16 protein-coding genes are annotated in these 19,998 nt (G+C 32.1%); 3 read left to right on the top strand and 13 right to left on the bottom strand.

The genetic code is table 11. The features are described from left to right. The first annotated feature begins 71 nt into the window (after positions 1–71). The 3 genes from H526_RS0110230 to H526_RS0110220 all read left to right on the top strand — a co-directional run bounded on the left by H526_RS0110230 (position 72) and on the right by H526_RS0110220 (position 4,439). Positions 72–2,552: an ATP-dependent Clp protease ATP-binding subunit gene (locus H526_RS0110230; RefSeq protein ID WP_035085141.1), complete on the top strand. Its 2,481-nt coding sequence runs from the start codon at positions 72–74 to the stop codon at positions 2,550–2,552. Between the two features lie 62 nt (positions 2,553–2,614). Beyond that, a complete protein-coding gene (locus tag H526_RS0110225) occupies positions 2,615–3,064 on the top strand; it encodes a hypothetical protein (protein ID WP_027392913.1) in 450 nt (149 codons plus the stop codon). A gap of 22 nt (positions 3,065–3,086) precedes the next feature. After that, a complete protein-coding gene (locus H526_RS0110220; RefSeq protein WP_027392912.1) occupies positions 3,087–4,439 on the top strand; it encodes a DUF5458 family protein in 1,353 nt (450 codons plus the stop codon). 54 nt (positions 4,440–4,493) lie between these two features. On the opposite strand, the gene H526_RS0110215 is transcribed toward H526_RS0110220, so the two are convergent. The 13 genes from H526_RS0110215 to H526_RS0110160 all read right to left on the bottom strand — a co-directional run bounded on the left by H526_RS0110215 (position 4,494) and on the right by H526_RS0110160 (position 19,872). Next, complete coding sequence (locus H526_RS0110215) at positions 4,494–4,868, bottom strand: response regulator (RefSeq protein ID WP_035085140.1); 375 nt, start codon at positions 4,866–4,868, stop codon at positions 4,494–4,496. After that, positions 4,865–7,066 carry a PAS domain S-box protein gene (locus tag H526_RS0110210; RefSeq protein WP_027392910.1) on the bottom strand — a complete coding sequence of 734 codons (2,202 nt, stop codon included), beginning with the start codon at positions 7,064–7,066 and terminating at the stop codon, positions 4,865–4,867. The genes H526_RS0110215 and H526_RS0110210 overlap by 4 nt, the downstream gene beginning before the upstream one ends. Before the next feature lie 153 nt (positions 7,067–7,219). After that, the gene (locus H526_RS0110205; RefSeq protein ID WP_027392909.1) at positions 7,220–7,615 is read right to left on the bottom strand and encodes a hypothetical protein; all 396 of its coding nucleotides are present in this window, start codon (positions 7,613–7,615) and stop codon (positions 7,220–7,222) included. Between the two features lie 139 nt (positions 7,616–7,754). Beyond that, positions 7,755–8,153 carry an Imm26 family immunity protein gene (locus H526_RS32635; RefSeq protein ID WP_425387472.1) on the bottom strand — a complete coding sequence of 133 codons (399 nt, stop codon included), beginning with the start codon at positions 8,151–8,153 and terminating at the stop codon, positions 7,755–7,757. Positions 8,154–8,313: 160 nt separating this feature from the next. Further along, entirely contained in the window at positions 8,314–8,934 is a 621-nt protein-coding gene (locus H526_RS0110200) for a hypothetical protein (protein ID WP_027392908.1), read from the bottom strand. Positions 8,935–8,936: 2 nt separating this feature from the next. Then, a complete protein-coding gene (locus H526_RS0110195) occupies positions 8,937–9,512 on the bottom strand; it encodes an RHS repeat-associated core domain-containing protein (RefSeq protein ID WP_027392907.1) in 576 nt (191 codons plus the stop codon). A gap of 287 nt (positions 9,513–9,799) precedes the next feature. Further along, positions 9,800–10,441 carry a hypothetical protein gene (locus H526_RS0110190; RefSeq protein WP_027392906.1) on the bottom strand — a complete coding sequence of 214 codons (642 nt, stop codon included), beginning with the start codon at positions 10,439–10,441 and terminating at the stop codon, positions 9,800–9,802. Further along, the gene (locus H526_RS32340) at positions 10,441–11,028 is read right to left on the bottom strand and encodes an RHS repeat-associated core domain-containing protein (protein ID WP_027392905.1); all 588 of its coding nucleotides are present in this window, start codon (positions 11,026–11,028) and stop codon (positions 10,441–10,443) included. Before H526_RS32340 ends, H526_RS0110190 begins: the two co-directional genes overlap by 1 nt. A gap of 192 nt (positions 11,029–11,220) precedes the next feature. Then, positions 11,221–11,874, bottom strand: coding sequence for a hypothetical protein (locus H526_RS32080; RefSeq protein ID WP_027392904.1), 654 nt, complete (start codon positions 11,872–11,874; stop codon positions 11,221–11,223). A gap of 222 nt (positions 11,875–12,096) precedes the next feature. After that, on the bottom strand, positions 12,097–12,531 hold the full coding sequence (locus H526_RS0110175) for a hypothetical protein (protein WP_027392903.1): 435 nt from the start codon (positions 12,529–12,531) through the stop codon (positions 12,097–12,099). 7 nt (positions 12,532–12,538) lie between these two features. Then, positions 12,539–16,714, bottom strand: coding sequence for a DUF6531 domain-containing protein (locus tag H526_RS28835; protein ID WP_051336089.1), 4,176 nt, complete (start codon positions 16,712–16,714; stop codon positions 12,539–12,541). A 2-nt stretch (positions 16,715–16,716) separates the two neighbouring features. Beyond that, positions 16,717–18,078, bottom strand: a complete 1,362-nt coding sequence (locus H526_RS0110165; RefSeq protein ID WP_027392902.1) for a hypothetical protein — start codon at positions 18,076–18,078, stop codon at positions 16,717–16,719. Positions 18,079–18,084: 6 nt separating this feature from the next. Continuing rightward, complete coding sequence (locus tag H526_RS0110160) at positions 18,085–19,872, bottom strand: type VI secretion system Vgr family protein (RefSeq protein WP_027392901.1); 1,788 nt, start codon at positions 19,870–19,872, stop codon at positions 18,085–18,087. Between the last annotated feature and the right edge of the window lie 126 nt (positions 19,873–19,998).

Raw genomic sequence — 19,998 nt, 5'->3', positions numbered from 1 at the left:
TTATTTTCAGCAATTTGATAATTTTTTGCTAATTATTGGGTTATTTATTTACTTTACGAAAAACCAACTTCATGCAAATACTAGATTATACATTATCATCAAAGGTTGATAATGCGATTCACATAGCACAATCAATTGCAAAAGAGTATCATAATGATGAATACAATGCTGCACATTTATTGAAAGCTCTTTTACACAAAGATGTAGGATTAAAAGATTTTTTTAATCAGATTGATGGCGATATATATTATTATGAAGAATGGTCAGAAGTTAGAATTGAGGCATTACCAAGAGTTGTAAATATTCCGGATGCTGTTCAAGGAGATAAATCTATAGAAGCAGTTTTTAATGAAGCGGATACCCTAAAACTTAAATTGGGTAAGGATGAAATAACTCCTCATGCAGTTTTAATTGCTTTATGTACTCCAGGTGTAGGATTTTCTTATGAACAATTAAAGACACTACCGCTTAAGGCTGATGAAATTTTAATAGCAGCAACCCAAGGGAAGACTGGTGGTGGAAAAGCAGTTTCTACTAATGGTGGATCAACAACTTCTCAAGTGCAAAAAGGTGATTCAGGAATACTAGATGAATATTGTTTTGATAAAACTTTTGCTGCAAAAAATAAACAATTGGATGATGTTTTTGGAAGAGATGCAGAGGTGAAAATGATTACTGAGATCTTAGGAAGACATTCTAAACCAAATGTATTGATAACAGGCGAACCTGGTGTTGGTAAAACTGTACTTTTAGATGGTTTTTCTGAAGCAGTAGTAAATGGTAATGTACCTGATGGATTACAGGATGCTCAAATTTATGAATTAGATTTTATAAACCTTGTTTCGGGAGCAAGTTATAAAAGTGAAGTAGAGGATCGTTTTAAAAAGATATTAGTTGCCTTAAAAGAATTTGACAAACCTATTTTGTTAATTGATGAGATTAATAATTTAACAGATAAAAATAGTGGGAACCAAGGGTTGGTAAATATTTTAAAATCTGAACTAGCAAAAGGAGAAGTTACGTTCATAGCCACGGCTACTAATGATGCCTTCAGAAAACATATAGAAACTGACGAAGGGCTCACAAGGAGATTTGAAGTTGTTGCTTTAAATGAACCTTCAGAACAAGATGCGCTTACCATGATTTCGAATACTATTAATAAGTATAAAGAGCATCATAGTTTGGATATTATTGACGAAACTATTGCAGAAGCTATTAGACTTTCTAAACGATTTAATAAAGATAGAAGTCTACCCGATGCTGCTATAGATCTTATCGATAGAACAATGTCTGCTTCTAGATATATGATAGAAACAACAGCAAATAATGTAGAAGCGTTACTAAAAGATGTAAAAGAAATAGGAGAGCAGAAATCCGAAGAAACTGATAAAATAAATGCAGTAAGTTGGATCTACAATAATCTAAAAAGTAAGTTTAGTTATCTTTTGTTTAATGAACTTGGAGAGGATGAAATGGTCCTTGGAGAAGAGACATTTGATAATTATAAAACAAAGATTGTTTCCATTTTGGATCAATTTTTTAAGAAAGCTTCAGAAGAGAAAACCTTTATAGATAAGAATGATGTTTCTGCCACAATTGCAAATAAAACTGGAATTCCGGTAGGAAAACTTCAGGCTGATGAAAAAGAAAGGTTACTTAATATGGAAGATCACCTAAAGAAAAGAGTGATTGGACAAGATCATGCAATCAAAACAATTTCTGAAGCTGTACTGGAATCGAGATCGGGCTTGAGTAAACCAGGACTGCCGACAGGTTCTTTTTTCTTTACAGGTCCTACAGGTACAGGTAAAACGGAATTAGCAAAATCTCTTGCTGAGTTTCTTTTTCAGACTGAAGATGCTATTATTAGGTTTGATATGTCAGAATTTAAAGAGGAACACTCTGCGGCGCTATTATATGGAGCTCCTCCAGGATATGTAGGATATGAAGAAGGAGGGTTGTTAGTAAATAAAATAAGGCAAAAACCATATTCTATCGTACTTTTTGATGAAATAGAAAAAGCACATCCATCAGTTTTTGATATTTTCCTTCAGATTTTAGATGAAGGAAAGTTGAATGATCGATTAGGTAAAACAGGAGATTTTTCAAATGCTGTTATCTTGTTTACTTCTAATATTGGGAGTGAGCATGTTGTAAAATCATTTACAGATGGAGAAATTCCTAAATCATCAGATCTATTAGAATTGATGTCTAGACATTTTAGACCAGAGTTTTTAGGAAGGTTAACAGAAATTGTTCCTTTTGCACCGATTACAAAAGAGAATGTAGTAAAGATTTTTAATATTCAATTAAAAGATTTACACAAAGCCCTTAATAAGCAAGAAGTAACATTAGAGCTTACAGAGGCTGCACAAGAATATTTAGCTTATAAGGGATTTACCCCCAAATATGGGGCGAGACCTTTAAGAGGAGTTATTAGAACTGATTTAAGAGGTCCTTTGTCTAAAATGCTGATTACGGGTAAGATAGGTAAAGGGAGTAAAGTCAGTCTTGATATAAAAGATGAAAAAATGGAATGGTCCTACGAATAAAGAACCATATCCTGCAATAAAATTAGTATATTTATAATTCACAATCATTATTTAGAGAAAATATGAGCAATAACACATATGGATTAGGAGGAACAGAGGTAAAAACCGATGCTAGTGAAGCTATATTGGAAATCGGACAAAATAAAACACTTCTTGTTCAGAAATTAACTCAAGATCAGCCTATTAAGCCGCAGATTGTAAACGGTTTGACATCTATTGATCATGTATTTGAAAATTATAAGCCCGAAGTAGAGGTAGAGTTTGAAGATGCGGATGGAGTAGAAAGCAAAGAAACTTTGAAATTTAGCCATTTAGGTAATTTCGGAAAAAAAGGAATTATAGATCAGAGTAAATTTTTAAATGATTTAGATACTGAAAAGGATCAGTATTTGAAGGTGGTGAAACAACTTAAATCCAATAAGATCTTAAAAACTGCTTTAGCAGATCCAGATGCAAAACAAGCGTTGATAAGATCAATCGAATCATTATTAGCAGAATTACAGCAAGGTTAAAAGATAAAGACACATAAATCACATGGCAGCAGGAAAACAAGCTCAAGAGAGTGTTAAAATAGAAAATCCAGCAAAGGAATTAAAAATAAACGAAGAAAAGTTAGCTAGATATGGCGGTTTTGATCTTTTAGAAGCGTGTATCGATGATGTTCAGAATATGAACCCCGATCGTAAGGCCCGTAAAAAGATTTTTCTTACAGAATCAACCAAAAAGTTAGAAAGAGCTAAACTTCAAAAAACGTTAGAAATTTGGAGAGATGTTTTATCATCATCAGATGATATCTCTGAAATGGTTGAAGAATCAGAAAAACGTTCTGAAATTGCTGGAAAATCTTTGGAGAAAAACTTAGGTGCAGCATTAGAGCAGACTAGAGAACTTGAACAATCATATAGATCTGTGGCTTTATTCTTTAAGAATACAGAATCTCAAAAAGTTAAGAATATTAATATCATGAATGCTGAATTGGAGCAGTTAAAAGATCTAGATAATACTAGATTTATTGATGCAATCCAAGAAGAATTAGTTCAAGGGTATGACCGTCTTGATTTAAGAGATAATTATGGTATTTTAGTAATACCTGGTTACTTAGGATCTAACAAAGTAGTAGAAAAATGGGCTAAGATTGCTCATGAGAACAAGGTAATGATGATTACTGATTTCGAACATCTTGATGAGCCAGATGATGTTATGGAAATGTTTGAAGCTGCTAATCTTACTGGTGGAGATAAATACAGGTCTAATGTTATGATGGCTTGTAACTGGTTAGTAGGAAGAGGAAAACATGATGAAGTAGGAGAAGAAGACGATCTTTTTGTACCACCTTCTAGTGCATTAGCAGGACAGGTATATAGAACATTGATGTCTCAGGTTGCTGCAGGTAAGAAACATGGTGGGATTAATGAGGTAGATGGTGTTCGATTTGACCTAAAGAAAAGTGAGATTGCTCAGTTAGAGAAATTGGGATTAGTTCCTATGGTTAATGAGTATGGAAAAGTAATGGCGTTTTCTGCTAAAACGTTATTTAACGGAGATAATTTAGGATTACAGACATATTCTGTTGTTAGGGTATTTGATTATGTGACTAAAGTATTAATGGACTTCTTAAATAGAAGAGCTTTCGAAAACTTTAATGCAAGAACGCGTAAGGAGTTGATGGGACAGATCGTTAAATTCTTAGATGGAATTACAGGTCCAGATCAATTAATTGAAGATTTTTCGATTAAGCGTTTCGAACAAGATCCGAACCAAAAGGATAGAGTATATTTAGATATACACATGAAACCTTATTTCCCAGCTAAAAACTTTATGATAAAAATGGATGGACAGAAAGGTGATGATGGTACCGATTGGGATTCTGATTATGAACAACAATAGTTATAACTATAATTAAATAAAAAAAGAGCACTAATAATTGTTAGTGCTCTTTTTTTATTTAATTTTTGATTTTACTTTTGAAATAGCAGATAAAAGTTTATCGAAATTAACAGGTTTAGAGAAGTATTTATCAAAGCCTATTTTGATGAATTTTTGAGCATCACCTGGCATGGCGTATGCAGTGACTGCGTATATAGGGATATTCTCTAGTACATCTAACTTTTTAAAACGTTTTAATAGTTCGCATCCATCCATTTGGTTTAGACCAAGGTTTATATCTACTAGAATTAGATCGAGGGTAGATTCATTAACCATCTTTAAAGCTATCGGACCATTTTCTGCAATAATTACATTGGATGAGTTTTTAGATAACATCCGATTCATAACCATTGCATTAATTTTATTGTCTTCTACGTAAAGTATATTCATATATTTTTTGGGATTGTAATAATGAATTTTGTTCCCTGATTCAATTTACTTATAACTTTTATTTTTCCTCCAAGGATTTCAATATATCTTTTTGATAAACTTAAACCAATTCCGGTTCCTTCGTACTTTCTGCTTAGACCAATACTTTCCTGTATAAAAGGATCGAATATCTTTTTCAAACTATCTTTTCCGATACCAATTCCAGAATCCTTTATTGTAATTTTTATTTTTTCTTCTTCTCCTTGTACTTTAACTAATACCTTTCCCTTATCCGTATATTTAATAGCGTTATGAATGATATTGTTTATAGCAGTTCGAAAAATATCTTCATCTATAGAAGCAGATGGACAATTTTCATCAAGTTTTAAAACGTAATTTAGATTTTTAGAGTTGGCAAAATGTCGATATTCTCTATAAGAAGTCTCTATGGTATAATTCATGTCGACTTCTACGTAATTTAGATTTTTCTGAATTGTTTCTATTTCACTAAAATGCGATAAATTGTTTATTGTTGCAAGAAGCCTTTCTTTACTTTCATCAAGATATGCACTTAACTTTTTTCGCTCTTCAGGGTTTTCTTCTCCTGATAGTAAGATATTACTTATCGTAACAATTCCATTAAGTGGTGTTCTTATTTCGTGACTAAAATTGGATAGAATGTTAGATTTTAGATTACTTAATTCCTGTTCTTTTATATGAGCTTCTTTTCTAGCAATCTCTGCTGTTTTTTGCTCCGTTATATCGTGAAAACTAACTAAGATAGAATTTACTTTATTTTCTCCATCTTTAATAGGAGTGTATTTGGATTCTAGCCATTGAGACGCCCCTTTATATGTGGTTCTTTCTATTTCTTTTTTTACAATATTGCCTTTTAAAGCTTCATTAAATTCGTGAAAAAATGTAGTTTTAAAATTTACAGGCATTACTTCTATAAAAAGAGTAGGTTCTTTTGTTGGATCTACGTTAAAATCTCTTTTTATAATTTTTAAAGAATCTTGATCTGCCATTAATATTTCCCCAGAAGTATTTAATAAAATGGTATAAGCAAAACCATTATTGATCATAGCTAATAATCTACTATGATTTTCTGTTATCGTATGCTCGTTTAGTTTTCTTTGATGAACATCGATAAGGTTACCTATCATTCTGGTCGTTTTGTTGTTTTTATCCTTTTTCCGGTATCCGTGGATTTCGTAATATCTATAATCTCCCTTTTTATTTTTTATTCTATAATGATTAAAATAATGATTCCCCGTTTTTTTTAAGCCCTCTATATGTCGCTCAATAGAATCTTCTATATCATCTGGATGAATTAATTTTTGTAATAAATCAGTTGATATAAAATCTTTATCTAGTGGTAAACCTAACATTTTTTTAAAATCCGTACTATAATATGTAGCATTTATATCAAAGTGATGATCAAATAAACCAGAACGTATACCTTTTAATGCTAGACGTTTAGTTTCTTCGTTATATTTTAATTTTTCTAGATAATTCTGTCGTTCTGTTATATCTGCAAAACTTCCATTAATAAAAACTACTTTATCATTATGAATAATAGGTTCTCCTAATACTCTAATCCATTTTTCTGTACCTTTTTCGGTAATTATTTTTTCTGTGTAATCTGTTGGTTTTTTGTTGATTAGATCTTCAAGAAACTTCCAAATTTTTGGTCTTGATTCTGGGCGATAATAACTTATTGCTTTTTCCATTGTAATAGGAGTCCCCGGTTCTAAGTCATGTAAGTTGTAACATTCTTTAGAAAAAAACATTTCTTCACTAATGGGGTTATAATACCAAGCACCAGTTTTAGTTAATTTTGATAATGAAATAAGCGAATAGTGTTCTTTATTCTCCTCAGTAATATCAATTCCAGAAGCATAAATAAGATCTTCATAGAGAATGAAATCAAATTTAAGAGTAAGTATTCCTGTATTTGACTTAGGGGAAAATCTAAATGTATAGTTCTGCGGAGATTTAAGGTTACAGCATTTAGATATAATTTCTTCAAATTTACTTTCTTCTTCATCGATAATATAATCTCTAATCGATGACCCTATTATTTGATCATTAGGTAACTGAAACAATGCTTCACAGCGTTTATTGGCATAATGTACGTTTCCTTCTTTATCCATAATAATAAGATAAAGCATTGTTTTTTCTGTCAAAGTAACAAATTCTTGTCCCGTAAATGCCATAAATAATGTAGGTGATTAGCTTTTTAAAGTTACAAAAATGATTTATATAAAGAAGCTTTAGGCTTCTTTATATCGAATTACAATTTTTTTGTAGGTTTTTAATTATTGTTTTTTTTATAATTAATATGGGAGTATTGATATATAAAGAGGTACTTATTTAGGTCTTTTTATAAATCTATAAATTAGAATAATTACTCCGATCAGTATAAGTATGTATAATCCATAAGATTGCCAAAAGGAATTACTTTTGGTAGTGAGTAGGAGTGGTGTTTCTTTATTATATAAAATTTTAATTGTATCTCCTTCATTGTCTAATGGACCTATAAACGGGATATGCATTAGTTTTACGGTACTTGTGAGACTATCACCTTCTAAAGTTTTATAAGCAACTTTGGCAGTTGCAGAAGATCTTCTAGATCTAACTTTGAAATTAATTTCCTGGATTACCGCCTCGGTTTCAATATATTCTGTAGTAGTACCTTGAGCTATTAGTGAAAAAGAAGAGCAAATAAAAAAAATATGGATGTAATAGATTTTTAAATTTTTCATTGTTGGTCAATTAGAATTCTAAATATACTACATCGATATTGGATTAAGAAATGATACTTGTAAAACGTCTTTTTTATTTAAATAAATTAAAAATATAATCTAAATAATAGTTCTAGTGATATCAACTTTTCTTTGCTCTTCAAAACTTAATTATTTTTTTGATCTGAATATCACCTTTTGGAATGTAGGGTGGATATCTATTATCATCGGTACTATCTTTTTCTTCTTTATTACCAAAGATATCTATTAAAGTAGGATTACTTTGATCTCCATATTCAAATTTAGTCGTTTCATTTTCAGGAGGTATGAAGTTCTTATTTTTATCTTTTACATCCCAATTGCCCTCTTTACCAAGCCAAAACAGAGAATGGGAATCAATAATTTGAGGTTGAAGAAGTCTAGAATCATAATTTATATTTAAATATTCATTCGGGTTATCACCAATATGATTAAAGATCTCTATGCAATGACCTATGCTTAGTTTAGATAATACTCTTGCAAATGCATATTCATTATTACCTAAATCAATACTTAAAATATCACCGTTTTCTAATTTTATTTTTTTTGCTTTGGCATATTTTATTTCTGAATATTTATCTCAAAAAAACTATTAATCTTGTATAATTTTTATGTTGTTGCCTTTAGCTGTAGCTGAAAATATTTTTTTTCAATTTTCTTGTAGGTTATCATGTCTTAAACTACCAACTAGCTTCCATTTTTTTTATGATTTCTGGTTTTGATTTTTCAGTATCTAACGAGTTTTCTTTAAACCATTGTATAGCAGTACTTTTATCAGTAACAAGAAGATGCATTGCAGAAATTCGTACTTGGCGTCTTATTTTTTTAAACTTATGGTAATCATTAAGCCATTCATGTTTGTTGTCAATTTCTTTTAAAATACTTTCTAGTGTTGGAAACTTGTTGAATAAATTAAAACCACCATCTTTAATATTTTCAATAATTTCATTGGCAACACTTTCTACTTGATCCGAATTATTAATAGGGATTGAAATAAAGTTGTTATCCGTATCTTTAAAGTGACCGATAGATCCAGTAATTATAGGATACGAATTTAGAAAATCCTGAATTATCTTTTTGTCTAAAGAATTCACTTCCATATAATAAATACCCGATGTGACACCTATATATGTTTGATCTGTATGCGGAGTTCTTCCTTTTCTGGAAGAAAAAGAAATCACTTCTTCTCTTTTATGAAGTTTTTCTTTCTTAATAAAATCGTTTTTACCTCTTTTTGTATATCCTTTATCCATTAAAAAAAGGCCTACTTTATCTTTTACGGCTTCTAAAAGTTCATTCATGCTTAATTACATCTTATTACTGTTACTTTATCGATTCCATCTACTCCGGCTACTTTTGTTTTATTACCAGTTGGAACTATATTGTGATTCCCGCTATTAACTTTTCCGTCAAAAGTTTTTTGAGCTTTTCCATATGATGCCGTTTGCGAATTTTTGACTTCAACACCAATTATTTCTCCAGTATCTACATCTTGAACTACGATATCATATCTTATGCGCTGTCCTGTATCTTGATCTTTGAAAGATATTTCTTCTCCAAGAACATCATATTTTGGATCAGATTCAAAATCTTTTACAACATCAGCAGCTGCATCACTACCAGGTACAGAATCTCCAGGATTCTTTGGTGAAAATTTTCCTTGAGCATCTCTACCTTGCTCGGCCAAACCAAAAATATCAATCCAAGAATTAGTGTCTCTTACGTATGAATAATGATTTTTATTGCCTCCTTTCAGACCCATCGGATCTTGACTTAAATACACTCCTTCATCAGTCGAATAATATCTAAACCTATTATAGTACAACCTTGTTTCACTATCCTCATACTGCCCTTGATATCTAAACGGACAATCATTCAATGAATCTTTTACAAGTTTACGAAAAAATCCAGCGCGGCAGTCTGGCGCGATCGCTAAAAAGGTCTACCAGACCTTTTCTTTACGCTTTGCCCTCATAAATATCATACTCTACTTGCCAGGTTTTTTCGCCTTTGCTATTGTACATTTCTACGGGAGTTCCTAGATAGCCAGTACTTATCTTAGGTATTATAAAACACAACAAGCGTATAAGTGAAAACCACAACATTTCTGCTATGGCTTTACTATTCTAATATGCTCTTAACTCTACATCATAATAACAAGTATATTTAATCTAATGTTTTACCACTATATATTAGATTTTTTTTGATCCCACCAGCAGTTTTTTGTTCTGAATGAATTTTTACTGTTCTCTCTTCATTATATTCAAAAGATAACTTTCTTTCAGGTAAAATATTGGATTCCATCTCGTAAAAACCATTTCTGATTATATTTTCAAGTTTACCTTCTTCACTGTAATTGTAGCAATCCAGCATAAATGTTTCCTCATCTTCATCCTCATCCATCAAATATGATAAAACTTTTTCTACTCTATCATTATTATAATAAGCTATTTTAAGTTGTTGCAATACCATTTCATCATCATAATTTTCAGAAAATAAAAACCATTTAATCGTATTATCATTTTCATAATCAATAAATATAGTACCCCAATTTTCATTTTCATTACGGAAACTGTATACTAGTTTGTCATCTAAAAAATGATTTTGTATTGAAGCTGTTTTTTCTTCATTATAAACCTTAGGTTGTTCCAATTGATCTATTGCTGAACTATATGGAATAAAATCTAAATAAGAATCACTCCAATTTATTTTTGAAAATGAAACAGTGTTCATTTTTTCTTTTCTACTAACAAAAGATTTTGAGTTTTTCTCAAAAATATCAGTAATTTTTTGATGTTCATTTTTCATTATCTACAGACTTTTCCAAGTTTTTTAGGTTTAAGGGTATCCCAAGTTCTACCTGCTTTTAGTTCTTTCTTTATTTTACTTAATTCTTTTTTGAACTCTTTTTTATTCTTACCATCTAATCTATCAAACAATTCTTCTTTGTATGCTTTACCGTGTAATCCATCTTCTTTGTGTGAAGTGACAGGAGAAATTCCGGGGATTTTATCAGAATCTGTTCTAGCTAACCAAATTCCATTTTGTTTACCATCTGGGTCAATACCGTGTGCCTTCATTTGATCAACTAATGAATTCATTTTGGGATCTTTAGTTCCTGTCATCACAATATGGTGGGCATCGTGATTAGCTCCTGGAGAAGGACCTAAATTTCTACCTAATAAAGCTGAATTAGAACTTAATCCAAATATATCAACTCCATTATTACTATTAAGGGAATAATTATAGAAATTTGAAATTCCCCCATCTAATCCAATAGGATCTTGGCTAATGTAAGTTCCAGTATTACAATCATAATAACGCATTCGATTATAATACAAACCAGTTTCTACATCTTCATACTGTCCTTGATATCTAAATGGACAATCATTCAATGAATCTTTTACAAGTTTACGAAAAAATCCGGCGCGGCAGTCTGGCGCGATCGCTAAAAAGGTCTACCAGACCTTTTCTTTACGCTCTGTCCTCATAAATATCATACTCTACCTGCCAGGTTTTTTCGCCTTTGCTATTGTACATTTCTACAGAGTTCCCAGATAATCTGTAATGATATATTTAGAAGTTGTTTAATTGCATAAATTCCTCGACACGTATGTTTTATTCCCATTTGAGTTTATATAATAGCATCCTCCTCTTGGACCTCTAATATAACTTCTTGATATATTTTTCTTTCTAGAATATGTTTTTTTGCTTTTGTTAGAATTGATTAAAAAAGAACTGTAACTACTACTACTACTACTACTACTACTACTACTACTACTACTACTACTACTACTACTACTACTACTACTACTACTACTACTACTTTTTTTATTTGAGATCAATTTTTCTAACTTATTATTAAGTCGAATTTTATTTTTTTTAATATATCCTAGTTGATTGTTATAAAGAATCTCGAAGCTATTGAAGTAAGATTTGTATTCTATAACATAGATAGTATCCTTGCGTTTAATCTTACCTATCACTTCTTTAGTGTTATAAAGTTCTTTAAACACAGAAGCATCTTTTTTAGCTATGGATTTTACTGATTTATTGCGTATTCTAGCAAATAAAATTAGTCTTTCTACAGAATCTATTACTTTTATAATGTCAGTAGCTTCTCTGGTTAAATTACTTCTTTTTAATTCTAGACTATCTTTCATTTTTTCTAAATCCGATAGAGTCTGCGATAGGCCTATTTGCGAGATAAGTAATACAAAAAGGAGGAGTTTTGTTTTCATTATATTCTTCTGGTTGGCTACTACAAATAATTTAAATATATAGAATTGCTAATAAAATTATTTTTGAACTAATTAGTGTTTTCAGAACATGCTTCCGTAAATGAAATTGTTAGCAGTAAGTTTAAAAGATAAAAGAATTTATATTTTGAAAGATTATTAAAAATGAATGGAATTAAACAAAAAATCGCTCCTCTTCTGGAGCGATTTTTTGTTTAATTAATTTCAATTAAGTCCAAAATACCATTCAAGAAATTCATTAAAGCTATTCCATTTTGTATCAATTATTCCATCATGAAAATTCTTTAACTTTTGTCCTGCTTCAATATATATAACTGAATCGTCGTTCTTATTGTATAAGTATCCCTGATTTGCTTCGAAAGAATTTAAAGGGATATAATTTTCAGTAATATTGAGAGATTTTTGTATGTTTTTAGTCTGATCTAAATAACTTGAATTTAAAATAAACCATCCAACTTGATATAATTCTAAATTTTCATTACTAAAATTAGGGGAATCTTCCGCATGAAGATAAAATTTTGAAAAATCACTTTCTAAAGGAATATTCATATCCATGAAAGCATCAGCATATTCTTGTGATGGGTCATCATACCACCAGTTATTACTTTTTAAATGATCAATTACTTTTTCAGATAACATATATTGTCTAGTTACATTTAACTTTAGTTTTAGCTCTATTAGCTCTTTCTTTTGAAGCCCTTTCTTTCCAATACGCTTCTCTATCAACACCAAATTTTTTATGATCCGTTGGATTATGCGGATGCTTTTCAGGTAAATGCGGGTGAAGAGCATTAGTCCCATAATTTTGCTGGTGAGTAGCTGCTGACAACTCAAATAATGGACCTTTAGCATTTTGGTTAGAATGATGTAAATTTATAATTTCATATTTACCATCTTTCACAACAAAAGGACTTCTACCCATTTCAGCAAGTTCTAAATTTGTCTTAGTACCATTTCTAGTATTTACAGGCAAGTCCCAATCAATATCTTGTTGAAATATTTTATAAGTATAACCTGTTCCTCCTTGCGAAGCACTAGGAGCAGTCCAAGTTATAGGATTAAACATATTACAACCAAAAATATCAACATATTTTGTTGTATTGGATACGTAAGCGTATAGATTAGGATTATTTCCTGCAAGACCTATTGGATCCTTAGTTATATACACTCCTTCATCAGGAGTATAATATCTAAATCTGTTGTAATACAATCCAGTTTCTACATCTTCATACTGGCCTTGATATCTAAATGGACAATCATTCAATGAACCCTTTACAAGTTTACGTACTTTTCCATAAATATCATACTCTACCTGCCAGGTTTTTTCGCCTTTGCTATTGTACATTTCTACGGGAGTTCCCAGATAATCTGTAATGATAGAGTAGGAGTCTTCTGGTGTAATTTTAGCAGCAGGTTTAAATGTACCTTCATCAAATACCCAAGTAATCAGATTTTCTATAGGTTCGGGTTTACTTTCTGCCAGCATTCCAAACTCGTCTACTACTAGTTCGGGTCTGTCTTTGAGATCATAGCTCCATTCGTGGAGAGGGACGTTGCCGTCCCAGACAAAGCGTGTGATGGAACCTCTCTGTCTACCTGTGGTAGACATCTCTCCTTGAGAAGGAGAGAAGCCTTTGGTGTGTTTTATTTTTACAGTTCTACGACCTAATGCGTCGTATTCGAACTGGGTAGTGTTATTTTTAGGGTCGGTTACGGATCGTAGCATTCCGTTGCCGTACCAAGAATATTCAAATGTGCCAGTGGCACTGATTTTGGTGATTAGATTTCCTTCGGCATCGTACTTAAACTTATTTCTATTGGCTTCCAGTAATTGTCCTCCAGTTCCATATTTTCGATCTCCTTTACCCTCGGTTCTGTATAAATTACCTACTTCGTCTGGTAGTTTATAGTCAAACTGTTTGTTTTCATATCGTGCTCCTGCCAAATTATTGAACTCGTCATAACCATAGGCTACAGTTCCATTGGTTAATTGATCTACCATTTTGGTCAATCGGTCATTTACATTCCAGGTATAGGTACGATGACGCATTTCTCTATTGCCAGCCGTTACTTTGTGTTGTATAGGTCTGCCCGCTTGATCATATTCGATATGATTAATGATACCACCAGGAAGCATTCTTTCTACTTCCATTCCTAAGCTATTGTGTGCAAATTGTGCATTCCAAGCTTTCGTTGATTCTTCAGTTTGAGATAGATTGCTAGCATTTATTTTTTCTACCAATCCAAGTTTGTTTCTTGTCAACGCAATATTGGCTCCAAGACTACTTGTAATGTTAGTTCGATTGCTTAAAGAGTCGTATTCACTTTCTACCAGGTGTCCGTCTTGATTTTCAGCGATTATGCGTCCTGCAGTATCTCGTATGAGTTGCACACGACTATTTTCATTTACAGCTTCAATCAGGTTACCGTTAAGATCATAGCTATAGGTTTCCCATGTACCATCGCTGTGTTCTGCTCTAGTGATTCTACCGTTAAAATCATATTCGTACTCCGTATATTTATCATCGGGTCTATTTACTTTTAATACTTTTCCTGCTCGGTCGCGATTATATTTTCGGGTAAGTCCATCAAAACCAATTTCTCTAATAATTTCTCCTTTTTCATTTCTAGAAAAACGATAATATTCATTGTGCTCGTTGGTAATGGTATTCAGTTGTTCTTCTGTATCATATTTAAAGTAAACTTTTCTACTATTTTCCTCTCTCATTTTGAGACTTCCCATAGGAGTGTAGTCAAAATTAACTTCTCGTTTCTTTTGATCTATGGTCTGGATTATCTCATCATAGGCATTATACTTTAATTTAATAAGATTATTATCTGCTTGTCGTATTTGATAAATACGGTCTAATTCATCATAAAAGAATTGTTGTTGATGGTCTTCAGAATTTTTGGTATGTAAACATCTTCCCCAAGGGTCATATTCCCAAGTAGATTCTGCATTATTAGGTAGTGTTAATTTATTTAGGTTATGATCTTCATCATAATTTAGAAAAGTTCTATTCCCTGCATTATCTCTTACTTCCTGAATTAACCCTTGGTTATTGTATTCAAAAGAGGTAACGCCTCCATCTAATCCAATTACAGCGTGTAGACGGTCATTTTCAAAAGTTTTTACTACAGATCCTCCAGCTGGGTCTTTAGTAAGAACCAATCTATCTTTTTCGTCGTAAACAAATCCAATAACGGAACCATCAGGTTGATGTAAACCAATTAAATTTCCTCTATCATCATAACTATATCCTGTTATATTTCCTTCTTCATCAATATCGCGATACGGTTCCATATATGGCGTATATTCATGGAAAATATGATCTCCCATTGGATCGGTAACTTGTGTACAAAGATTTTGATTGTTAAAGTAATAGATACTCTCTTGATCTAGTGAATTGGTAATTACATTATACCCTTTGTTATATTCAATTGTTCCTGATAATATGCCTCCATCTCCCCAGGTTCTAATACATTTAGCACCAGTTTTTTTTCCGTCATATTCCCAATAGAATGCCTGACCATTACGATCAGTTTTCTTTATCATTAGGTGATTTTCATATTCCATCACCGTTTTTTGATCTAATGCGTCAATAATTTCAATTAAATCTCCTTCTTCATTATAAGAATATTTTACTAGCGTTCTGGTTTCTCCCTGATGCGTAGCGGAAACTTTAGTTATTTTGTTTTCTTCATTTAGATCTAAATCAATTCTTCTGCCAGCAGTATCGATGATTTGTTCTAATTTATAAACAGCGTTATAAATGAATTGAATTTCAAAACCTTCAGGATTTTTTAAATTTGTCGGTTTGTATAATGTATTCGTATATTTCTTAAATGTATATGTTTGTTGTGATTCATTGTCAATAACTTCATAGGTGCTACCATCAATAAAGGTAAGTGTTAGTTTTTCCGTTCTGTTATAAGAAGTTTCATTTTCTGTAAGCAACATTGGGAAAGAAGTTATTCTTCCATCTGGTAATCGCATTACGATGGAATCCTCATCAAAATCAACGTGTAATGAGAGATCATAATTGCAATGCATTCCATGTCCCATCATTCCTTCATATCCAGAATCTGAATACCAATTTCGTTCCCAACGAATAGGTATTGGTCCAGCAATGCTAAAATCTTCTCCTTCATATACCATACGACCTGTAATTAGGTCAACCGGTTCGAATCCCATTTTACACATTTTTTTACTAAGACCTTGTGTGGCAGGAAATTTCTTTAATACTTTATGATTTAATTTGGTTAATCCTTTTCCAGCTCCTTTCATAAGAGCACCAAAACCGTATGACATCACTAAAGCCATTAGCATTCCCATCAAATCTGGAGCGTAGGGTCCTCCAACATTAACAGGTTTTCCCATTGGTAAAGGAACACTCATTGACGATGGTAGATACAAACTAGGAATTGGTTTCATCTTTTTTCCAGGAGTCAATGACAACGGCATCCCGATGTCATTACATGTCATTGTCATATATCCTGCAGGAGTAAAATAGGCATCTTCTACGCTTACTTTTGTGCTTCCAAAAAAGTTCATAGAATCGTGACCAATCATCGGAGCCATTGCAAACGGACCTCCCATAGGTATATGAACTACTGTTCCGATCATTCCTGCTGTTCCACTATTTCCTTTGGGAACACAGTTTACATTTACGGTAGATCCAATAATAGGAACATAATCCATAGGATCAATAACCATACCTATGTATGGATGAGGAATTGGTATAGGAACTCCAGGCGGAACGATTATGATATGTATATCAATTCCGATGACAGGAGTAAAGTGTTTACTTGCTAATAACATATCTAGAACCAGTTTAAAATTGAAAGACTTTTTTTCTCCATTTCTTTACGATGTGTTTCTACTTGTTCTCTCCATTCTTCTCCTTCAATTTCTCTCATGAAGAGATCAATAGATTCACATTCTTCAGTATTTCTGTTTTTTTCGCAATTGTTATAATAATCCGCTGCGATATATGCCATACACGTCGATTTTATTAGTTCTATTGGCAATGTTACTCCATATTGGTATGCCTCAGTAATAATAGTTGTATAGCGTTTCTTGTCTCTTTTTTTTATTACATTATATCCCAACCACCATGCTGTCAATGCTTGTGGACCAAAACCATATTCAATAGACATTTCTGCTTGTTTACAAAATAAATCTGCTGCTGTGTCTTTTTGTTTTTGTAATTGCTTACAACTTGCTTGATACCCATAATTTTGTACAATAATTGGCTTACAAGTATCATCACCTACTGATAATCCTTGTTTTGCAATAGCCATACCTTTTTGTAGTAATTCTTCTATAATTTGATATTCCTTGAAATTGAAAAGCATTCCAGCATATATGACATGAGCAGTAGCAAAGGCAGATTTACTTCCAGATTTCTGAGTAACCATTAATCCTTTTTTACCCCAATTATGAAGTCGTGGGAGATTTTTTTTAGTTACACTTTTGGACATTTCTATCATGCATTGTCTAAATTGAACTTCTGGATCATTTGGATCCCCCGCTGCTGCTATTTTGTTAATAGCACCTTGTAAATCAATGGGCACAGCTAAAGATTTAGAAACATCCTGATGTGTTTTTATAAGTTGATCAAAATGCCTTTCTTCTACATAATCAAAAAACATAAGTCTCACTTTATCGGGTATCCCTAATTGTATAAGATTGTCAATCCATTTACCATAATCCTTAGTGTCTTCTATAGAGTAGGGATAAAGCGATAAAGTTAAATGTAGTTGAGGGTTAGGCATTGCTTTTTGAAAAGTACTGAGCATTTCCAATAATAAAATATTAGAATCAGTATTCTCATTTTCTAGTTTTGCCTCATAGTCTGTAATATTCCAATTGAATTTTAAGTTCCTAACTTTTAGTTCTTGTTGTAATTTTTCGTCTTTTTTAAAAGTTTCAATCCAATCTTCTATTAATTTTCTGCTGTGAGTTTCTTTTGTTTCGAAAGCTGTAAGCAGCACAATTGGAACATCGGGAAGTCCTCCATTTGGAGTAGATTCTAATCTTAGAAAACCTTCATATAGTCTAGCTTGATCAGGTTTGATTAACCATCGTACCAATTGAATATGATTGTTCGGACTTACCTCATCAATCCATTTTTGTTGAATTGTGGTAATTAATTGCGCTATGGGATTATGCTCATTATTCATGATATATTACCCACAATTTAGATTTAACAAACCTCCTTTTACATTAGTCATTGCAGTACCATCAATATCCGTCATTCCTTTACTAGTAAGCTTTAGTTCTGCTTTTCCTTCTACCAAAGTACTAGGTGCTCCGACTTCAACTTTAGCTCCACTATTGATAGTAACTTTAGCACTACCATCATTAAGGATTTCTTTGGACTTAACATTTACATTATTTGTACCGTCAATATTTACGGTCTCCGATGCATTAATATTAATTTCTTTAGACGAAAAATTAATTTTTTCTGGAGCACTGATGTTTATTTCTTTTTTGGAAGTGTCTAAGATGATAGAATTTCCATTTTTGTCAGTTATCGTAATGGTTTCTTTTCCGTCTTCATCAGAGAAGGATAGTGTATGACCACCTCGAGTTTTGATCGCTTTGATATCATTCTTTTCAGTTTTCCAATCACCTGCATTGCTACTTCCTGTAAAAAGAGCTCCCATTACATAAGGTCTTTCTGCATTACCTCCTTCAAAACCTACGATAACTTCTTCATCTTTTTCAGGTGTAAATTGAAAACCTTTACCACCTCCTGCATGCGGAGTTAAAACACGAAGCCATGGGGTTTCTTCTCCGGTTGCTTTTTGCCAAGGAAACTGAACTTTTATTCGACTCATTCCTTCTGGATCGGCATTATCCATTACGGTAGCTACTTGTGATTCACTCTTTGGAAATGCCATCATATTAGTATTAGGATAGACATCTAAATCAGCAGTTACTCCTACAAAACGATTTTGATACTTTCCATTTTCCGTAGAATTATGAGATACACTTATAATTCTAAAACTTCCATAATCAGAGTTTTCTCCTTTTATTTTTACAACTTGACCAAGATTTACACCTGGATTATCACTTACTCCATGTATTTCAACTTGTCTTACTTCTGTTGCTTTCTTTTGTTGCTCTACGTGTTTGTCTAGTCGTTTTTTTAATTGCGGATCATAATATGAGTTTACGTAGATGCTTGTTTCTTTAGCAAAGATTGCCTCACTTTTTTGACTTGTAAAACCATTAAATCCATTGACACCAGAATTTATTTGGGCAGTAGCCATTTCGTGCTGCTCATCGGTTAGGTAATCATTCGTAAAATATTTAAAATTATTAGGAGTAGGATTGAGATTTAAAGAGAATTCTTGTAAATCATGGCCGTAATTTAGTTCTGTTGCTTCTTTATCTTCGGGTTTTCCGAATACTAGTTTACTACCATCATAAAAAAACCATTCGCTGTACTGGGCAGCTAATCTACTAGCATATTTGAAAGCGCTCTCATTATGCTGTACGCTATAATGAAGACTTTCTGAGTTTTGAGGACTAATATTAGTATCAAGTTTAGACTTATCATATCCCTGAAAAGTTTTATCCAATATTTCAGAAAGTCCAACATCACTATGAGAGTCATAATGTGGACCATCATCCGTAATAATGCTGCAAGAATGTGCTTTTATAGAAACTAGATCACCGCTTTGTTGATGAAATCCTTTTGTATTACTTACTGAGGTAACAATACCTTTAAACTCTAATTCTTTATATCCGTTTACAGTATCTAAAGAGGATACTTTTACGGTTAGAATTTCGCCAAGATAATTTTTGCTTTCCGAGGCAATTTCTCCTGCGATAGTTTCTAATACATCCATTCGACATAAAAGTTCTAACGCATGATGTGCATCAATTTCTTGATGTAACATTAGTCTTTTATAGGCTTTTATAGGAGATCCTCCGATAAAAATTTGTGTGTTTGATTGCAGTGCCATGATTTTCCTTATTTCCAGTTTTGTAAAATGCCCTAATGCTAAAAATTCATTATTTAGTCAACTATTAGTATACGATTTATAGTGATAGTTAACAGTTCGAACGATTTGGGGAAAGAATGTATATTC

The organism is Aquimarina latercula DSM 2041 (genome assembly GCF_000430645.1).
In the GTDB taxonomy this organism is placed as follows: domain Bacteria; phylum Bacteroidota; class Bacteroidia; order Flavobacteriales; family Flavobacteriaceae; genus Aquimarina; species Aquimarina latercula.
This window is presented reverse-complemented; position numbering and strand designations above follow the sequence as displayed.

Excerpts from the sequence above, each read along its gene's own strand:
- H526_RS0110230 (WP_035085141.1), top strand. The coding sequence starts at position 72 with ATGCAAATACTAGATTATACATTATCATCAAAGGTTGATAATGCGATT.
- H526_RS0110225 (WP_027392913.1), top strand. The coding sequence starts at position 2,615 with ATGAGCAATAACACATATGGATTAGGAGGAACAGAGGTAAAAACCGAT.
- H526_RS0110220 (WP_027392912.1), top strand. The coding sequence starts at position 3,087 with ATGGCAGCAGGAAAACAAGCTCAAGAGAGTGTTAAAATAGAAAATCCA.
- H526_RS0110215 (WP_035085140.1), bottom strand. The coding sequence starts at position 4,868 with ATGAATATACTTTACGTAGAAGACAATAAAATTAATGCAATGGTTATG.
- H526_RS0110210 (WP_027392910.1), bottom strand. The coding sequence starts at position 7,066 with ATGGCATTTACGGGACAAGAATTTGTTACTTTGACAGAAAAAACAATG.
- H526_RS0110205 (WP_027392909.1), bottom strand. The coding sequence starts at position 7,615 with ATGAAAAATTTAAAAATCTATTACATCCATATTTTTTTTATTTGCTCT.
- H526_RS0110200 (WP_027392908.1), bottom strand. The coding sequence starts at position 8,934 with ATGAATGAACTTTTAGAAGCCGTAAAAGATAAAGTAGGCCTTTTTTTA.
- H526_RS0110190 (WP_027392906.1), bottom strand. The coding sequence starts at position 10,441 with ATGAAAAATGAACATCAAAAAATTACTGATATTTTTGAGAAAAACTCA.
- H526_RS32080 (WP_027392904.1), bottom strand. The coding sequence starts at position 11,874 with ATGAAAACAAAACTCCTCCTTTTTGTATTACTTATCTCGCAAATAGGC.
- H526_RS0110175 (WP_027392903.1), bottom strand. The coding sequence starts at position 12,531 with ATGTTATCTGAAAAAGTAATTGATCATTTAAAAAGTAATAACTGGTGG.
- H526_RS28835 (WP_051336089.1), bottom strand. The coding sequence starts at position 16,714 with ATGTTATTAGCAAGTAAACACTTTACTCCTGTCATCGGAATTGATATA.
- H526_RS0110165 (WP_027392902.1), bottom strand. The coding sequence starts at position 18,078 with ATGAATAATGAGCATAATCCCATAGCGCAATTAATTACCACAATTCAA.
- H526_RS0110160 (WP_027392901.1), bottom strand. The coding sequence starts at position 19,872 with ATGGCACTGCAATCAAACACACAAATTTTTATCGGAGGATCTCCTATA.